Annotated in this window: 17 protein-coding genes and 1 pseudogene; 10 read left to right on the top strand and 8 right to left on the bottom strand. The window is 67.5% G+C overall.

From position 1 onward, the window contains the following. Nucleotides 1-44: 44 nt before the first annotated feature. Together ABLG96_RS20510 and ABLG96_RS20505 are read left to right on the top strand one after the other, a co-directional pair. The gene (locus ABLG96_RS20510; protein WP_353649160.1) at nt 45-1,046 is read left to right on the top strand and encodes a helix-turn-helix domain-containing protein; all 1,002 of its coding nucleotides are present in this window, start codon (nt 45-47) and stop codon (nt 1,044-1,046) included. A 324-nt stretch (nt 1,047-1,370) separates the two neighbouring features. Further along, nucleotides 1,371-2,243 (top strand): aldo/keto reductase, encoded by an 873-nt coding sequence (locus ABLG96_RS20505; RefSeq protein ID WP_353649159.1) that lies wholly within the window; start codon nt 1,371-1,373, stop codon nt 2,241-2,243. A 304-nt stretch (nt 2,244-2,547) separates the two neighbouring features. Here ABLG96_RS20505 and ABLG96_RS20500 read toward each other — a convergent pair whose 3' ends face one another. Next, nucleotides 2,548-3,048, bottom strand: a complete 501-nt coding sequence (locus ABLG96_RS20500; protein ID WP_353649158.1) for a 2'-5' RNA ligase family protein — start codon at nt 3,046-3,048, stop codon at nt 2,548-2,550. A 535-nt stretch (nt 3,049-3,583) separates the two neighbouring features. Between ABLG96_RS20500 and ABLG96_RS20495 the strand changes: the two genes are divergently transcribed. The 3 genes from ABLG96_RS20495 to ABLG96_RS20485 all read left to right on the top strand — a co-directional run bounded on the left by ABLG96_RS20495 (nt 3,584) and on the right by ABLG96_RS20485 (nt 5,682). Then, entirely contained in the window at nt 3,584-4,177 is a 594-nt protein-coding gene (locus ABLG96_RS20495) for a TlpA disulfide reductase family protein (RefSeq protein WP_353649157.1), read from the top strand. A 156-nt stretch (nt 4,178-4,333) separates the two neighbouring features. Beyond that, complete coding sequence (locus ABLG96_RS20490; RefSeq protein ID WP_353649156.1) at nt 4,334-5,155, top strand: alpha/beta hydrolase-fold protein; 822 nt, start codon at nt 4,334-4,336, stop codon at nt 5,153-5,155. Nucleotides 5,156-5,415: 260 nt separating this feature from the next. Then, entirely contained in the window at nt 5,416-5,682 is a 267-nt protein-coding gene (locus ABLG96_RS20485) for a hypothetical protein (protein ID WP_353649155.1), read from the top strand. Nucleotides 5,683-5,919: 237 nt separating this feature from the next. On the opposite strand, the gene ABLG96_RS20480 is transcribed toward ABLG96_RS20485, so the two are convergent. Then, nucleotides 5,920-6,123, bottom strand: a complete 204-nt coding sequence (locus ABLG96_RS20480; RefSeq protein WP_353649154.1) for a hypothetical protein — start codon at nt 6,121-6,123, stop codon at nt 5,920-5,922. Between the two features lie 179 nt (nt 6,124-6,302). On the opposite strand from ABLG96_RS20480, the gene ABLG96_RS20475 reads away from it, so the two are divergent. Both ABLG96_RS20475 and ABLG96_RS20470 read left to right on the top strand, forming a co-directional pair. Next, the gene (locus ABLG96_RS20475; protein ID WP_353649153.1) at nt 6,303-6,821 is read left to right on the top strand and encodes a sigma-70 family RNA polymerase sigma factor; all 519 of its coding nucleotides are present in this window, start codon (nt 6,303-6,305) and stop codon (nt 6,819-6,821) included. Continuing rightward, nucleotides 6,818-7,585: a hypothetical protein gene (locus ABLG96_RS20470; protein WP_353649152.1), complete on the top strand. Its 768-nt coding sequence runs from the start codon at nt 6,818-6,820 to the stop codon at nt 7,583-7,585. The genes ABLG96_RS20475 and ABLG96_RS20470 overlap by 4 nt, the downstream gene beginning before the upstream one ends. A 392-nt stretch (nt 7,586-7,977) precedes the next feature. Here the strand turns inward: ABLG96_RS20470 and ABLG96_RS20465 are convergent. Next, nucleotides 7,978-8,465: pseudogene (locus ABLG96_RS20465) on the bottom strand (carboxylesterase/lipase family protein); the annotation flags it as partial. 59 nt (nt 8,466-8,524) lie between these two features. On the opposite strand from ABLG96_RS20465, the gene ABLG96_RS20460 reads away from it, so the two are divergent. Beyond that, the gene (locus tag ABLG96_RS20460; protein WP_353649151.1) at nt 8,525-8,827 is read left to right on the top strand and encodes a hypothetical protein; all 303 of its coding nucleotides are present in this window, start codon (nt 8,525-8,527) and stop codon (nt 8,825-8,827) included. A 106-nt stretch (nt 8,828-8,933) separates the two neighbouring features. Here ABLG96_RS20460 and ABLG96_RS20455 read toward each other — a convergent pair whose 3' ends face one another. Next, on the bottom strand, nt 8,934-9,077 hold the full coding sequence (locus tag ABLG96_RS20455) for a zinc-binding dehydrogenase (RefSeq protein ID WP_353649150.1): 144 nt from the start codon (nt 9,075-9,077) through the stop codon (nt 8,934-8,936). Between the two features lie 176 nt (nt 9,078-9,253). Next, complete coding sequence (locus tag ABLG96_RS20450) at nt 9,254-9,460, bottom strand: hypothetical protein (RefSeq protein WP_353649149.1); 207 nt, start codon at nt 9,458-9,460, stop codon at nt 9,254-9,256. Nucleotides 9,461-9,532: 72 nt separating this feature from the next. Between ABLG96_RS20450 and ABLG96_RS20445 the strand changes: the two genes are divergently transcribed. Then, the gene (locus ABLG96_RS20445) at nt 9,533-10,159 is read left to right on the top strand and encodes a WHG domain-containing protein (protein ID WP_353649148.1); all 627 of its coding nucleotides are present in this window, start codon (nt 9,533-9,535) and stop codon (nt 10,157-10,159) included. A 352-nt stretch (nt 10,160-10,511) separates the two neighbouring features. On the opposite strand, the gene ABLG96_RS20440 is transcribed toward ABLG96_RS20445, so the two are convergent. Both ABLG96_RS20440 and ABLG96_RS20435 read right to left on the bottom strand, forming a co-directional pair. Beyond that, the gene (locus ABLG96_RS20440) at nt 10,512-11,855 is read right to left on the bottom strand and encodes a DUF6596 domain-containing protein (RefSeq protein WP_353649147.1); all 1,344 of its coding nucleotides are present in this window, start codon (nt 11,853-11,855) and stop codon (nt 10,512-10,514) included. After that, on the bottom strand, nt 11,833-12,201 hold the full coding sequence (locus ABLG96_RS20435; protein WP_353649146.1) for a YciI family protein: 369 nt from the start codon (nt 12,199-12,201) through the stop codon (nt 11,833-11,835). The genes ABLG96_RS20440 and ABLG96_RS20435 overlap by 23 nt, the downstream gene beginning before the upstream one ends. 391 nt (nt 12,202-12,592) lie before the next feature. Here ABLG96_RS20435 and ABLG96_RS20430 point away from each other — a divergent pair, with 391 nt between their 5' ends. Beyond that, nucleotides 12,593-13,231, top strand: coding sequence for an SIMPL domain-containing protein (locus ABLG96_RS20430; RefSeq protein WP_353649145.1), 639 nt, complete (start codon nt 12,593-12,595; stop codon nt 13,229-13,231). A gap of 33 nt (nt 13,232-13,264) precedes the next feature. On the opposite strand, the gene ABLG96_RS20425 is transcribed toward ABLG96_RS20430, so the two are convergent. Next, the gene (locus tag ABLG96_RS20425; RefSeq protein WP_353649144.1) at nt 13,265-15,295 is read right to left on the bottom strand and encodes a hypothetical protein; all 2,031 of its coding nucleotides are present in this window, start codon (nt 15,293-15,295) and stop codon (nt 13,265-13,267) included. Nucleotides 15,296-15,406: the final 111 nt, after the last annotated feature.

Raw genomic sequence — 15,406 nt, 5'->3', positions numbered from 1 at the left:
CATGGATCACCCGACAACGCCACGGAAGTGGCAGACTCGCCACCATGCGCAAGGAATCGGCCACCCGAGACCGGACGCGGCAGAAGTCGCGCAGTCGGCAGACGGACCCGCATCGCGTCGTCGTCATCGCAACCCAAGACGTGCCTCTGTTCGAGCTGGCGATCCCCTGCGAGATCTTCGGTGTCGACCGCACAGATCTGACCCCGGACTGGTACGAATTCGAGCTGGTCGCAGGCACGACCGGGACCACCACGAGCCGAGGACTGACGGTCCCTGCCGGGCGAGGCCTCGCGGCACTCGAAGACGCGGACACGATCATCGTCCCGGCCTGCAGCAGCATCCACACCGCAGCGCCACCCGAGCTGCTGGCCGCGTTGGTGGCGGCGAACGGGCGCGGCACACGGATCGCGTCGGTGTGCTCCGGCGCCTTCGTCCTGGCAGAGGCCGGCCTCCTCGCTGGCCGGCGCGCAACGACACATTGGATGCACGCCGACGAACTCGCTGCGCGCTACCCATCGGTGACGGTCGACGCCACCGTCCTCTACATCCATGACGGCCTCTGGACGTCCGCTGGCAGTGCAGCGGCGCTGGACATGTGCCTGGAACTCGTCCGCCTGGACCACGGCGCCGCTGTAGCCAACGAAGTTGCCCGCCGCATCGTGGTGCCGCCCCATCGCAGTGGTGGCCAAGCCCAGTACCTGCGTCCGCGACCGACATCGATCGGATCCGATCTCGCCGAGACATTGGACTGGGCACGCAGCAATCTCGCCACCGTCACGATCACCGCCATCGCAGACCACGCCGGGGCCAGCGCCCGCACCCTGCACCGGACCATCACCCGCCTCACCGGGAACTCGCCACAGGAATGGCTGCTCCGCGAACGCACCCACGCCGCTCAAGAACTACTGGAGAGCACCACCCTGACCATCGCAGCGATCGCCGCACGGACCGGACTCGGCAGCGCCGCCAACCTCCGCACCCACTTCGCCAACAACATCGGGATCCCGCCCAGCGAGTACCGCTCGAGGTTCTCAACGGTCGGCTGATCCGTCGGTCAAGCGGGTCTCCTTCAGTCGCTGATTCATGGGGAGGTGCGTGGCTCGAAGAGGCCTTTGGCTTCGAGGTTGCTGATGGACGGTGGCCATGGTCTGCGGGGTGGACCAGGCATGCTCTGGCGAGCTGCGCTGCGGAAGCTTTGGGGGTGGTGCCGAGGACGAACAGTGCGGCGTACTGGGGCACGATGAGCCCGAAGGGCTGTGTCGGGCCCGGGGATCCGACGTGGTGGGTGCCTCGAGCGAATGAGTCACGTACTGGTCCGCAAACCGGGCGGATTTGAGCTCAAGCGGGGATGAGGTTCTAGCCTTCCCGGCATGACAACGTCATCTCTGTGGTCAGTCAGTGGTGGACCCCGGCAGGGCCTGGGCCTGATGCGCCTGCGCGATCCGGAGCCGGGCTCGGCGCCCGACCCGGATCGTGACCCGGTGGGGCTCGTGCATGCCGCGCTGGACCAGGGCGTCACAATGCTCGACACCGCGGAGATGTACGGCAACGAGGCGCTGGTCGGGCGCGCGATCGCCGGACGACGCGACGAGGTGGTGCTGTGCTCGAAGTTCGGGGTTGTGTGGGGCACGTCCGGTCGCTTCGACGACTGGAGCGTTCATGCCGATGCCGCCACGGTGGTCAGGTCCTGCGAGGCGAGCCTGCGCCGGCTGGGTGTGGATGTAATCGACCTGTACTACTTGCACCACCGCTGTGAGCAGACGCCGATCGAGGAGACCGTTACCGCAATGGCGGGCCTCGTCGAGGCGGGAAAGATCCAGGCGATCGGGTTGTCCAACGTCAGGATCGACGATGTTCGCCGCGCCCACGCCGTGCATCCTGTGACGGCGCTGCAGGAGCAGTGGTCGCTGGCCGCGAACGCGGCTGAGGGGTTCCTGCCGATGCTGGCCGAGCTGGGCATCGCCCTCGTCGCGCACTCACCACTGAGCCACGGCCAACTCACCGGCAAGGATGCGCCCAGCGGTGTCCGGGAAGCGCTGATGGGACCCGCAGTGCGGCTCGGTGCGACGCCCGAACAGGTCGCTTTGGCCTGGGTGCACCACCAGCAGAGCAGGCACGCTCAGCCCATTGTTCCGCTGCCGGGAGCTACCAGCATCCGGCATCTGCGAGCGAACATCGCAGCCGCGTCGATCGAGCTGACCGACAGCGAACTGAACAAGCTGGACGACATCGCCGCTGTCTGAGAGCGACGCTTGTCACGCAGAGCTCGACCTGCCACATGGTCACCTGCGATAGCGCGAGTGATCGCTGGGGCCAGCGATGCCTGTGGGACTATGTTGCGATTGCCGTGTCCGCTTTACGTTGTAATGCAACCTCTTTCAGCATCCGGACACGAGTTCCTTTACATCTGAAACGGAAACGATCATTTCTTTGCTGTCGGTGTGTAGGTGCGATGTCCGAAGGGTCGGTCGGCGCGTCGCGCTGGTGCGTGTACACGGGGTCCAAGCGGTCCAACGCGTGGTTGTATGCCTGCTGCTCGCACGCTCACTAGAGCGGGATCCGGTGACCGGTATCGCCGTCCTCGATGCCGCCACGAACCAGGTGGCCGCTGAGAGGGAGCGACGTCAGGGCGGCACTGACGGCGCGGCTTACCTGGTCGGTGTCCAGGCCCATGGCGATGGTGATGTGCGGGCTCCACTCGTCGGGTGCGAAATACGGCCGCGGTTCGACGAGGTACGGCGCGGCGGCGGCCTGGACGCGGCGATGCTCTTCGAGCAGGGCGGTCATCGGGCGGATGCCCAGATGGACGACTCCGCCGGGGAAGACACCGATGGTGACGGCGTCGATCTGGATTGGCTCGCGGGGGACGGCGCCGCACGCTCTGGCTACCGCGTCGTCGTCGAACGAGTCGGCCACCACGAACGAGAGGTGGGGGATCTGCAATGTTCCGATCAGGGACGGGCAGCCAGCGTCGGCCACCGCGCGCCAGATCGCGGTCACGGCCTGCGACAGTTCGGCGTCGGGCCACGCCACAATGCCGACGGTCATCGCGGTTTCTGCGAGACCGGGCTGGCGTGGTCATCGAGGGTGACGGTCAGCGTGCGGGTCATGGTGCGACACTGCCAGATCGCTTCAGCCGATCACCACCCGTCGGGACCGTGGTACGGCGGGGCCGGTTCGGGCCTCGCTGATCGCGGCAGGCGGAAGTTGTCCCTGGATGACAACGCCTGTTCTACATCCCCGCGCGCATGGCCGCTTCGGGGGCTTCCGGCCCATCACGAGACAGTCCCCGACCCTGGCCATCCCGATAGCGGGAGCGACGGGAGACAGGAGTAAATGTGTCGCGGAACTCGTCCGCGTTACACGTCTCACAACCTCGGACATGGTGCGGACACGGCAACCTAAACAACTTGGAGCCGATGGCAAAGAAACGATCGTTTGTCACGCACATGAGGCTCCGGTCACGCCGCAGCCGTTCAGATCTGCTGCTCGGTGGGTAGCATCGGATCCGACCTGTGACGGGTGGGCACGGGGATCACACCCCCGCGAGCAGTATTCGCGTCGCGCACTGGAGGGGAATCGAGTGATCGGCAATTTTCGTCGCGTCGCTGCCGCCCTGCTGGCACTTGCGTGTTCGCTGTCTGCATGTTCCAGCGGCACCGACGTCAGCGTGCCCCAGGGTGGGGGATTCGAGCTCGTCTCCCCGGGCGGACTGAGTGAGTTCGACTATCCCGCAGCACAACGCAAGCCTCTGGGTGAGATCTCCGGTCCGACCCTGACCGGTGACGGCCGGGTGTCCGTTGCTGACTATCCCGACAAGGTGGTGGTGTTGAACTTCTGGGGTTCTTGGTGCACCGCGTGCCGGGCTGAAGCGCCCCTGCTGGCAGCGGCAGCGCGGGAGTTGGCATCGGACGGCGTCCAGTTCGTCGGCGTCAATGTTCGCGAGTCCGATCGGCAGAACGGAGCGGACTACGACTCGGTGCGCGGAACGCCGTACCCCTCCATCTACGACAAGCAGGTCCAGGTACTGGCGTCGATCCCCGGGTTCCCGATCACCGGGATCCCCTCCACGATCGTGCTCGACCGGCAGCATCGGGTGGCACACGTGTGGATCCGAGCCTTCGCATCCCCCTCTGAGCTGCAGTCAGTGGTCAAGATAGTCGCCGCCGAATCGTGACCAGCCGGTGCGGGAGCCCATTTCTTGCGCAACGATGCAGTCCGGCGCGTGGGGACGGAGTGACAGAGAGTCAGGTGTCGCGGAAGTCGTGTCCGGTGTGTCGGAGGGTCCGACGGCAGCGGCGTTTCGCTGCAGGAGTTCAGTACGTTGGACACCGTGACCGAGCCGAACGATGCCGCCGCCGAGCCCGGCATACCGCGGAACTACCCGCACGGACCTGATTCATCCAGACGCGACGGAGTGCCACGGGGTCGCATCGAAGGCTTCGCCTGGAACGACAGTGCGGTGTTCCCGGGCACCACCAGGATCGTCCAGGTGTACATCCCCGCGCAGTACTCGGGCGGCGAGTTGGCCGCGCTGATGGTGTTCCAGGACGGCCAGATGTACCTGGATCCGGACCTCGAGATGCGCGCGGGCATTGTCTTCGACAACCTCATCCACGATGGGTCGATGCCCACCACTATTGGAGTGTTCGTCGATCCGGGACAGCTCGGAAACCGCAATGCCGAATACGACCCGGCCGATGATCGGTACGCGGAATTCCTGATCACCGAGATCATTCCCGCGGTACGAGACCAGCTGGGACTGAACATCACCGAGGATCCGGACCTTCGGGCGATCTGCGGAGGATCCAGTGGCGGCAACTGCGCGTTCACGGTCGCTTGGCAACGCCCTGACCGGTTCGGCCTGGTGCTGGGATTCGTGTCGAGCTTTGCGCAGATCCCGGGAGGCAATCCATACCCAGAACTGATCCGCCGCACTTCACCGAAACCGTTACGGGTGTTCTTGCAGGCGAACCGGTGGGATCTGAACTTCGATCATTCTGACCTGAACTGGTACAGCAACAACCTTCTGGTCGCAGCCGCTCTTGCTGAGAACGGCTACGACCATCGCATCGAGCTTGGCGACGGTGCCCACAACGCCAACCACGGGGGTGTCATTCTTCCAGATGCTCTGCGCTGGCTCTGGAGAACATAGGCGCTAACCGGTTCCTGCTTGTGCTCCTCCGCGATGATCAGTGCGACGCTCTGCCGCTGACTGTCAGGTGCCGTCCTCGACCTGGGCCGATGACGGGGAGTGACAGGAGTGAAAGTGTCGCCGAGGTCGTGTCCGCTTTACAACGTCTCACAACCTCGGACTTGGCGCGGACACGGGAAGCTTTACAACTCTGTGCAGATGACAAGGAAACGATCGTCTCGCGAACATGAGCTGCGGTGGTTGGTGGCAGGATGCGAGCCATGGGTAGCCATGCAGGAAGAGCTGGTCCAGACGAAGTCCGAGTTCCGGTCGGCCAAGCCCTGCCAGGTTTGGAAATCCACGCCCTGGGACCGGCGGAGACTCCGCTGGAAGCGTTCGTTCTGATCAAGACGTTGGATGCCGATGGCTTGCCGAGCTGGTCGTACAGAACGTCGACGCGCTTGAATCGGGAGGAACTGCTTGGGGCCTTGACGGTCCAGGTGGACGTTCTGCGCAAGGAACTTCGAGATGAGTGGGACGACGACTGACGAGCGGTGAAGGTTCCGATTCCTGCCGGGCAGGGTCGGGCAGTCGCTGTCCGCCTCCTGACCGTCAGCTACGGCTGCAGCGGATCGCCTCGCAGCCGCCAGCGAGTGGGTCGGTTCTACCGCTCGGTGACTGCCTCGCCCAGCTCGACGAGCTGCGCACTCGCGGGCAGGTCAGTGACGCCGAGCGGGCCGCTGCGTGTCATTCACTGCTTGCCGGTGGCTGACAGCAGACTGCTGCTACCGCTCGAGGTACGAGGCGCCTCGCGAGATCTTCGCGTTGCGCCGAACCTCGGCGACGAAGGAAACGATGAAGCCGCTGATGCTGAGGCAGACCAGTAGCACCAGCCAGATCGGCGGATCCGGCGCAACAACGAGCAAGAAGAGCTGGAGCAGGATGTTGATAGGCGCGAGAACGATCATCACGTAGCGGGGCTTCTCCACTTCGGCAGTCTTTCGTCATCTCCAGTTATTACCAACCGGCGTCACCCGATCGGTGCGACTGACCGTCAAGACGACGAAGTGACCAGCTCAGACCCGCCCTTCTCACTGGTGTGCAACGCTGCGGGGTCTGGCGACCGAGAGTGGATATGGGCAGACGGCGCGGCAGTGACGACAGTGGCGTGGGGTTGCTGTTCGAGCAGCATCACGCGGCGATCTGGCGGTATCTGGCCGGCCGGGTCGGTTCCGCTCACGCGGATGATCTGGCTGCGGAGACGTTCCTGGCTGGACACCGCCGGTGGCACACCTACGACCCGGAGCAGGGCCCGCCGATCGCATGGTTGTTCGGCATTGCCACGAGAGCGGTGCACAGTCATCGACGCGATGAGCTGCGTCATCTCAGACGCATGCAGGCGATCGCGTCAGCGGGTGTGGACGAGCCGCCGGCCGATCAGAGCATCGATCAGGTCGATGCGCACCGGCGGTTGCAGCGTCTCATCCCCGATCTGCTGCAACTCGATGACACCGATCGGGACATTTTGCTGCTCATCGCTTGGGCTGGCCTATCACCGACCCAGGTCGGTGAGGCCCTCGAGCTGCTTCCGGCCACCGTCCGCTCCCGACTGCATCGAGCCCGCCGGCGGCTACGCCGCGCCGAAGAACTCCAACCTGTCACCGCCGAGAAAGGCGAAACCCTATGAGTTCCCAGCACGAAGACTTTGCGATCTGGAAGGACGCCGAGCTGGATGCCGCGTTGGACGATCTGCTGGCAGCGGGAGTGCGGTCCGGCGATGGACGAGATGCAACGCCGCGGCCGGCAGGTCAGGGTTTGCCTCTTCTCGGACGCCGGCGATGGCCGGTGCCGCTGATCGCTGCTGCCGCCGTCATCGCCACGATCGTCGGGGTGGTGGCCATCGTCGCGGACCGTCAGCGAACTGCGGAACGCCGCACCGCCGCGGCTGCGGTGTCCGTCAGCGACGGTGTCGCGGATGTCGGAGGTGTGCGGTTCCCGGTTCCCGCAGGATGGTCCGTGGCCGCCTACCCACGGGACGATGTGGTCGTTGCGTGCGTCGCCGCCGCACCCTCCGCCGACTGCGCGGGTGTCACCGTCACGATCACCGTGCCCGGCGGCCCGACCCTGCCGAACTCTTTCGACTTCCCGGTGTTCGGTGACAACTGCGCACCGGGCGACGGCAAGTACGTCCAGGTTGACACCTCGGTGGCTTTGGGTGGGCGGCCGGCGATCCACTACTGGGGGTACTGCACGCTGGACGCACCGCAGGCGCACCTGTGGATGTTGCTGGACCGATCCCTGGCGATCACCACACCGCGAGGGAAATGGGCCGACCAAGGAGCCTTGATCGCCGCAGGTGTTGACCTGCGCACCTGGTCACGCCAACCGGGGCCGCGGTTGATCGAGTGGGCTGAGGCATCCGAAGCGGTCAGCTCCACATCCGAGCGATAGCAGCCTCGGTGGACTGTCGACGTGTCACGGCGGGTGCCTGTCCGGGCGATGACCCCGGAGGCGCTCGGGGCCGTCGTTCCTGTCTTCCGGATCAGCAGACCTAGAGCATCCGACTCTCGTTCACCTGATGGGACCGAGGTGACGGAAGTGAAGGTGTCTCGATTGCCGTGTCCGCTTTGCGCTGTAATGCAACCTCTTTCAGCATCCGGACACGAGTTCCTTTCCATCTGAAACGGAAACGATCGTTCACGTTCGCCGGTGGCAGCGAGCGCCGCTTGGCAGACCGTTGCAGCCACGAGACGCAAACCGCGCTGAGCCCGGACATGCGGACGTTCTCAGAGCTGGTTGTCGGGGTGTGGACAATTAGCTGCGTCCCTGTCCGGTGGAAAGGCTCAGCCCCCGAGTGTCTCCGCTACGGGTCGTTGCGGGTGGTACGCGGCCCGACCCGGGTCCCCGGTGGTGGCGAACGCGACCCGGGCGATGTGCACCCGAGCCGCGAGGCCGGCCTGTGCGGGTCGGGGCCGAGTAGGCCTGTGTCTCCGTGCAGCCACGGCCTGTCGGCGATGTCGAAGACGAAGAGCAGCTCGACAGTATGGCCGGCGCCAAGTCACCCGTTCAGGGCCGTCGAACGGTACTTGAAGGAGTAGACGTATGTGCGGCCGTCCGAGGTCCGAGCATGGGCCTGCACCATGCGCGCCGTACCGGCCCCGAACAGGGCTTCTCCGAGCACGGCAGACCACAGTTCACCCTGAGTCGCGCCCGGGGCGCGGAGATCGCTGTCCCGGAGGTTCGCGGACGCACGCGCGGCAAGGGCGAGCACGTCGGGCTCCCTGGAGGACTCCAGGTTGCCCTGCGGCACGAGGTGGAGGTGCCCCTCTTCGGGCGGCTCGATGCGGTTCGACGCCGTCGACGTGGCCCGCATCTGGCGGTGGCTGCTGGATGTCGCACCGCAGGACGTCCGCCGCCCAACCTGGCCGGCACCGCGACGCCCAGGAGATCGCCGCCGATGGCGTCGATCAGTTCTTCGGAATCCCGGATGCGCTGCCCGGCAGCACCTGGTGGATCGAACAGGGCTGGGGTAGCGCGCGCGAACGCCGGATCATCAACACCAACGGAGTGATCGGGGACAGCCGGAGTCACATCCTGGTGATGCTCACGTCGCACCCCATGGCCGTCACCTTCTGGGTGGCCACGAGAGCGGCGACCTCCGGAGTTGCGGCACTGGCCGGCGCCGTGGACTGAACGGAGATCGTCTCCGGTAACACTTGATCACCACCGCTCAGGCTCCACGTCGGCGTGGTCGGGTGAAGTCGGGGACAGAATCCAGGATGTAGCGGTCCTGTTGGATTCAACAGCCAGCCGATCCACCGGGGTTGGGTTCCAGGATCACTTTGCCGGTGGTGGTGCGTGATTCGGCCAGTGTCAGCGCCTCCGCTGCTGCGGTGAGCGGGAATCGCGCGGCGATGTGTGCGGTCAGGGTTCCCGATGCCAACAGGGCCAGAACGGCGGTGAGGTCGGAGTTCAGACGCCGACGAAATCACCTGCGGGCCACGGTGTGTCCCGCCCAGAAGTTGTAGAAGGTGGCGCCCCGGCGGTTCGGCATCAGCTTCCAGTAGACGATCCGACCCATCATTCGCGCGAACAGCCCCAGCATCGAGTCGTCGTCGTTCAGGCTGGTCGCGGTGCCGTAGGCGGCTGGCCCGGATAGCGCCCCCGACGCATGCCCTGCTCGGCGAACGACACGCCGGTCGCCTCGACGCGGACGAGGACCTCTCGGCGGGTCGGTGGCGCAACACGGCGGGTGCGGATCTGCAATCCGTCCGGCTCGACGATTCCGGGAAGAACGACGTCGGTGGCAACAATTTCGGTGGTCATGTGGAGCTCTTCGTGATGGGCAGTCGCTGTAATTACAGACTATAACCGCAGGAGAGGAGGTATAACAACAGGATGATCACAGAGCCGGAACGCATGACCTCGGAAGGGCCCCGAGCTCGGTACCGGCAACAGGTTCGCGAGGAGATCCAGCAACAGGCCTGGCAGCAGATCGAGTCGGCCGGCGCATCAGCACTGTCGCTGAAGGCGATCGCCACCGGCATGGGGATGACCGCACCCGCGCTGTACCGCTACTACACCGGCCGGGACGAACTGCTCACCCAGCTGATCGTCAGCGCCTACCGGGACCTGGCCGAGCTCGCCGAGGCGGCGGCCATTTCCGCCGTAGCACCGCAATGCCTGATCGCCATCGCCGGTGCTCTCCGGCAATGGGCCCTCGCCCACCCGCAGCGATACCTGCTGCTGTACGGCACTCCAGTCCCCGGCTACCGGGCACCGGACGAGGCCACCGAACTGGCCCGCCGGATCTTCGCGCCGATCACCACGGCGTTCGACGCACTGCCCGGAACCGACGGCACGACGGCGGTAACCTTCTGGACCCGATTGCACGGCGTGCTCAGCCTCGAGTTGGCCGGCCACTTCACCACCATGAATTTCGACCCCGCTGAGCTCTGGGACGCTGAAGTGCGCTCGCTCATCCAGCCGGGCCGGGTGGCAGCTGGCCGAGCGAGCCGTCCGTAGAGGTCGAGCAGATCACGCTCGCGCGCCCAGGAGCGGCCGCAACTCGTCCAGCGTCAGTGCGGTCGAGGAACCCGCGCACCTGTGCGATCGCAGTCAGGACGAGTGCTGCACTGGGTACCCGGTCAGCAGAGCGGCGCCGGGGGCGGCCCGCCGGCCGCTACCGTCCAGAACAGCCGACGGGCCTGGGTCACCGCTGCGCTGTTGAACGAGCGACCTGGTGTTCCGTTTCCCATCGCAGCGGGGACTGATGCATGGAACAAGCTCCGATCGAAGAAAGTTCGGGCTGCCACCCCGGCCGACACGACGGGTGTGCCGGATGGCTCGAGCCGTGGAGAGCGCCGATCCGAGACCCTCAGGCACCGTGCCGCCGACCGGCACCGCCCAATCCGTCGCGCCGTGCGCGCAGGTGCTGTCGCTCCACGTCGTTGCGGGACAGCTCGATGGCGCGGTCGTAGGCGACCGCCGCACCGTCGAGGTCGCCCCACCGGGCCAGCAGCTCGGCCACTGCGGCCGGCAGGTAGGGGTAGCGAGCCAGCTGCGGTTCGCGCTCCAGTGCCGCCAGTTCCGCGCGCAGTTCGGGGCGTCGAGCGCCGGAGAGGTGGCTCCTGGCCACCAACGCGTTGAGCCGGACGACCGGGGTCGGCCAGCGCCGCAGCAGGGCCTCGTACCAGCGCACGAGCTCCGGCCAGTCGGTCTCGGAGAAGCTCGGGGCATTCATGTGCAGGCCCGCGATCACCGCCTGCACGGTGAATCGACCGGGACTGCGACCGCCGGTCGTGATGCTGGTGAGTACGGCGGTGATCAGGTCGAGACCCTCGTCGAGATCGGCACCCTGCCAGCGAGTCCGGTCCTGGTCGGCCATCAACACCAACCGCCCATCGCCATCGATGCGGGAATCGCCCCTGGCCCTGGTGAGCAACAGATGGGCGAGCAGTGCCCTGGCATCGTCCACCACCGGGTCGGGCAGTGCGGCGACGAGCAGTCGCGCTGCCCGGACAGCGCGTTCCGTCAGGTCGGAGCGCTGCAGGGTGCCGGCCACCGACGTGTGTCCGGCCGCCGACATCACCTGGAGCACGGTGAGCAGCGTGTCCAGGCGCTCCGGAAGCTCGGTGGGGGAAGGCACTCGGAACGGGATCCCGGCACGGGCGATCTTCTTCTTCGCGCGGGTGATCCGAGCAGCCGCCGTCGCAACCGGTACCAACAGCCCGGCGGCGACCTCTTCGGTGCTCAGGCCGCCGACCAGCCGCAGCGTCAACGCGACCCGTGAGTCCGGAGCCAGCGCCGGGTGACAGCAGATGAACATCAGCCGCAGGACGTCCGTCGGCTCGTCTGATGCGTCGGCGCTGTCCGAGGCAGCTGCGCCCAGCGGCGGACCCGGCTCCATCAGCAGCGGGAGCTTGCGCCGCAACAGATCTGCCCGCCTGAGGCCGTCCAGGGCGATCCGCCGCGCGGCCGTCGTGAGCCAGGCGACCGGAACGTCCGGTACAGCGCCGGGCCACGCCCGGAGTGCGCGGAGGTAGGCCTCCTGCGCGCACTCCTGGGCCAGGTCGAGATCCCGGGTGACCCGCACGGTGCTGGCCAGGACCTGCGACCAGTGGTCGCGGTGGGCTCGCTCGACGAGCCGGGTGACCTCGTCGCCGCCGGGACGGATCGGGCCCCCCGGGTCGGTCGGTTCAGACCGGGGGAGCCGAGTCATCGTCCGTGCTCATCACCGGCCGAATCTCCACGTGTCCGCTCGGGCACTGCTCGGCCAGTGCGATGGCCACGTCCAGGTCCGCGACGTCCACGACGTAGTAGCCGCCGAACACCTCCTTGGTCTCGATGAACGGACCGTCGGTGACGGTCGGCTCGTCGCCCGTGTTGTCGACGGTGGTGGCCAGCGAAGAGCGCTCCAGCGCCGCACCGTCCAGCACGGAACCACCGGCCGCTCGCACCGCATCGGAGAAGGCTCGGTGCTTGGTCATCTCCTCGGCCCACGTCTCCGGGCTGACGGTGTCGAACCAGGACTCGTCGTCGTGCAGCAGGAACATGTACGTCGGCATCGGGTACTCCCATCATCGGCGACGGCCCTGGGGCCGCCGCATGGTTGCTGTCATCGGGATGACGAACGGCATCGGCTCCGATCGACACCCGGCTCGGACGAGTTCCGCGGACGTCCGGGTCAGCGGAGGGCGTCTCCGGCCGTGCAGGGGGACAGGAAGATTCCCGTGCGCGACGAAGGTGCCGTTGGCTGCCGACACCCACCGCCCCGCGCCGGCCGTCCGATATCACCAGTGCTCCGCTCAGCAGGGAGCTACGGCGGATGCGATGGACCGCCGGACTGTGAGCGGGTCGTCATCGACTGATCCTGTCAGCGCGGTCAGGACCGCGCCAGACGACCGAACTGCGCTGCAGGCCGACCGGTCGCCGGTGGCAGGGGGCAGACTGGACGGCATGAGCGAGCCATCGGGTATCACCGTCAGCGCCACCGCCGTGGTTGCCGCCCCCGTCGACCGGATCGTGATCGATCTGGGCATCGAGACGCTGCGACCGGATGCGGGAGAGGCGTTCCGCGCGACGGCGACCGCCGTGGAGCGGGTGCTGTCGATCCTGGCGGACAACGGCGTCGATTCACGTTCGGTCCGCACCCGCGACCTGAGCTTCGGGCCTCGCACCAACTGGCAGGCCGATCGCGAGGTTCTCCTCGGATACGCCGCGTCGCAGCAGCTGCTGGCGACGCTCACCGACCTCGCTTCGGTCGAGAAGGTGCTGTCCGAGGTGGCTGCGCACGGGGGTGCAGGGGTGCGGATCAACAGCGTCGAGCTGACGGCAGCCGAACCGGAGCAGGCGCTCACCGATGCCCGCGAAGCCGCTGTGGCACAGGCGTTGTCGAAGGCTCGGCACTTTGCCGCACTCGCCTCCCGGTCGCTCGGTGCGCTGCAGTGGCTCACGGAGGGAGCCGGTGCCGCAGGTCCACGTCCGACGGCCGCGGCGTTCGCGCTCCGGTCTGCGAAGGACGCGACGATGCCGGTGGCCGCCGGCGACCGCGATGTTGCCGTGACCGTCACCGCCAACTGGGATTTCGCCGACTGACGCGCTGGTGCGACCCGCCGCCCCGGCGGCCGGTCATTCCGGGATGAGCTCCACGGACACCGTCTGGTTCTCGATGCTGAGCGGCAGTGCTGCCGAGAAGGTGATCCGCACCGATTCCCCCGGCGCGAGCGGGCCGATGGTGCAGGAGACCGATTTGGCCAGCACGCCGATCGGGCCGCACGGACGGCCGTCCGCTGCGAGAGTCATCAGCAGGGAGACGGAGCTCCTGGCGACGATGACCATCGGCGCGCTCGTCCGACCGGACTCGTTGAGCAGCCTGGTGGTCCGGCTGAAGCCCAGGCCTGGCGTGATCTCCAGGTCGGACCAGTCGTCCCCCAGTTGGACGACGAGCGGGGATGCCGGTTCGGTGACGGTCCTGCTGGTGACCGTGGTCGTGGTGGTGGGCGGTCGGGCCGACGACGATGCCGACGTGACGGGCGGCTCGATGCTGGTTCCGGTGGGGGCCGGAGGTGTCGGACTCGGACGCGGTACGGGCGGCGCCGTGAGAGCGGGCGGCATCGCGACGCCCGACGTCGGCAACGTTGTCGGAGTGGGCGCCGTCGTCTTTGTGGGCGCCGTTGTCGGAGTGGGCGCCGTCGTTGGAGTGGGCGCCGTCGTTGGAGTGGGCGCCGTCGTTGGAGTGGGCGCCGTCGTTGGAGTGGGCGCCGTCGTTGGAGTGGGCGCCGTCGTTGGAGTGGGCACCTTCGTTGGAGTGGGCGCCGTCGTTGGAGTGGGCGCCGTCGTTGGAGTGGGCGCCGTTGTCGGAGTGGGCGCCGTTGTCGGAGTGGGCGCCGTTGTCGGAGTGGGCGCCGTTGTCGGAGTGGGCGCCGTTGTCGAGGTGGTGGCCGTCGTCGGAGTGGAGGCCGTCGTCCGGGCGACGGAGGTGCCAGGGATGGCCGGGTCGGTGGTCGAGAGTGCTGGGGACGTCCAGGAAGTGACCGTGGAGCTCGCAGCGGCGGTCCGAGCCCTCCGGCTGGTGACCGCGCCTTCGGTCACCGCTCCCGCGCCGTCGCCCTGGGACGTCTCGGGATCGGTGGTTCGCGGACCGGTCCCAGCGGTCGACAGTCCGGACGGGGTCGGGTACAGCAGGGTGAGCCGGGTTGCGGACGGCGAGGTCTGCGTCGCCGCGCCATCAGCGGTGGTCGGAACGGGGTTCTGCAACAGCTGGGCCCTCAGCGTGCTGACGCCGGGGACAGTGACCGCAACCACCAGGAGGCCGAAGGCTGCCAGGACAGCGGTCGTCGTCACCAGCAGACCCCGGGAGTGTTCGGCCTGCAGCGTTGCGATGCGTGCCGGCCGGGGAGTCGAACTGCTCGCCGGCGTGGGCGCGGACCGCAGATAGGGCTGTGCGGCGCTCCCGAGCACGACCGCGGCCAGGATCACGCCCGGTGCGGAGCGGAACGACGCCAACCAGGCACCCGTTGCGCTGCATCCTTCACAGCGCGCGGTGTGGGCGGCGAGGAGATCAGCGGCGTCCTGGTCCAACTCGCCGACGGTGCGGTGTTCCAGCAGGCGGAGGAAGGGCGCATGCGAGCCGTCTGCGCGGGCCAGCGCACGTGCCACCACTCCGTTCGCGATGGCCTCCTCGGCGCGGCGGAGCACAGCCGTCGCCTCCTCGGTCGGGATGCCGGCGACCTGAGCGGCCCTGGCGAGCTCGACCTCCTCGACATGCACCGCCCACAACAGCATCTGCCACGAGGCGATCAGCTCAGCACTCGCCAGCGAGGCATCGTGCATCATCGCTTCCGACGCGGCACGTGGTCCTGCCGGCGTCCGTGCGGCGTCAGGCGCGCCGTCGGAGTCGTCGGCCAGCTCGTCACGGAGTGCCAGCGAGAGCGACGCGCCGAAGTTCACTCCAGCGGGACCGGGCGCCGTCACTGCTGCGACCGCCGCGTCGAACGTCCGATCGACGACCTCGTCGATCAGGTCCGGCGCGATCCGGGAGGCCAGCGCCAGCCGTCGGAGGAGGGAACGGTAGCGGGCATCGAGGGCGTCCCTGGCCGCGAGGTCTCCGGCGCGCAACGCCCGGATGAGCTCGGCGTCACTGGATGTGGGTGGAGCCACGATCGACGAGCCTCCTCACTTCCGCTCCCGGAGCGGACGTGGCCAGACGGACACCCTGCCCGGCGTTCCGGCGGGTCTCGGGGCACAATCTGGTCCCCGGAGCGCAGGCAC

It is taken from the genome of Nakamurella sp. A5-74 (genome assembly GCF_040438885.1).
Taxonomy (GTDB): domain Bacteria; phylum Actinomycetota; class Actinomycetes; order Mycobacteriales; family Nakamurellaceae; genus Nakamurella.
This window is presented reverse-complemented; position numbering and strand designations above follow the sequence as displayed.

Bases quoted from the DNA above. Each gene is read 5' to 3' on its own strand.
- ABLG96_RS20510 (WP_353649160.1), top strand. From the start codon at position 45: ATGCGCAAGGAATCGGCCACCCGAGACCGGACGCGGCAGAAGTCGCGC.
- ABLG96_RS20505 (WP_353649159.1), top strand. From the start codon at position 1,371: ATGACAACGTCATCTCTGTGGTCAGTCAGTGGTGGACCCCGGCAGGGC.
- ABLG96_RS20500 (WP_353649158.1), bottom strand. From the start codon at position 3,048: ATGACCGTCGGCATTGTGGCGTGGCCCGACGCCGAACTGTCGCAGGCC.
- ABLG96_RS20485 (WP_353649155.1), top strand. From the start codon at position 5,416: ATGGGTAGCCATGCAGGAAGAGCTGGTCCAGACGAAGTCCGAGTTCCG.
- ABLG96_RS20470 (WP_353649152.1), top strand. From the start codon at position 6,818: ATGAGTTCCCAGCACGAAGACTTTGCGATCTGGAAGGACGCCGAGCTG.
- ABLG96_RS20460 (WP_353649151.1), top strand. From the start codon at position 8,525: ATGTCGCACCGCAGGACGTCCGCCGCCCAACCTGGCCGGCACCGCGAC.
- ABLG96_RS20450 (WP_353649149.1), bottom strand. From the start codon at position 9,460: ATGACCACCGAAATTGTTGCCACCGACGTCGTTCTTCCCGGAATCGTC.
- ABLG96_RS20445 (WP_353649148.1), top strand. From the start codon at position 9,533: ATGATCACAGAGCCGGAACGCATGACCTCGGAAGGGCCCCGAGCTCGG.
- ABLG96_RS20440 (WP_353649147.1), bottom strand. From the start codon at position 11,855: ATGACTCGGCTCCCCCGGTCTGAACCGACCGACCCGGGGGGCCCGATC.
- ABLG96_RS20435 (WP_353649146.1), bottom strand. From the start codon at position 12,201: ATGCCGACGTACATGTTCCTGCTGCACGACGACGAGTCCTGGTTCGAC.
- ABLG96_RS20430 (WP_353649145.1), top strand. From the start codon at position 12,593: ATGAGCGAGCCATCGGGTATCACCGTCAGCGCCACCGCCGTGGTTGCC.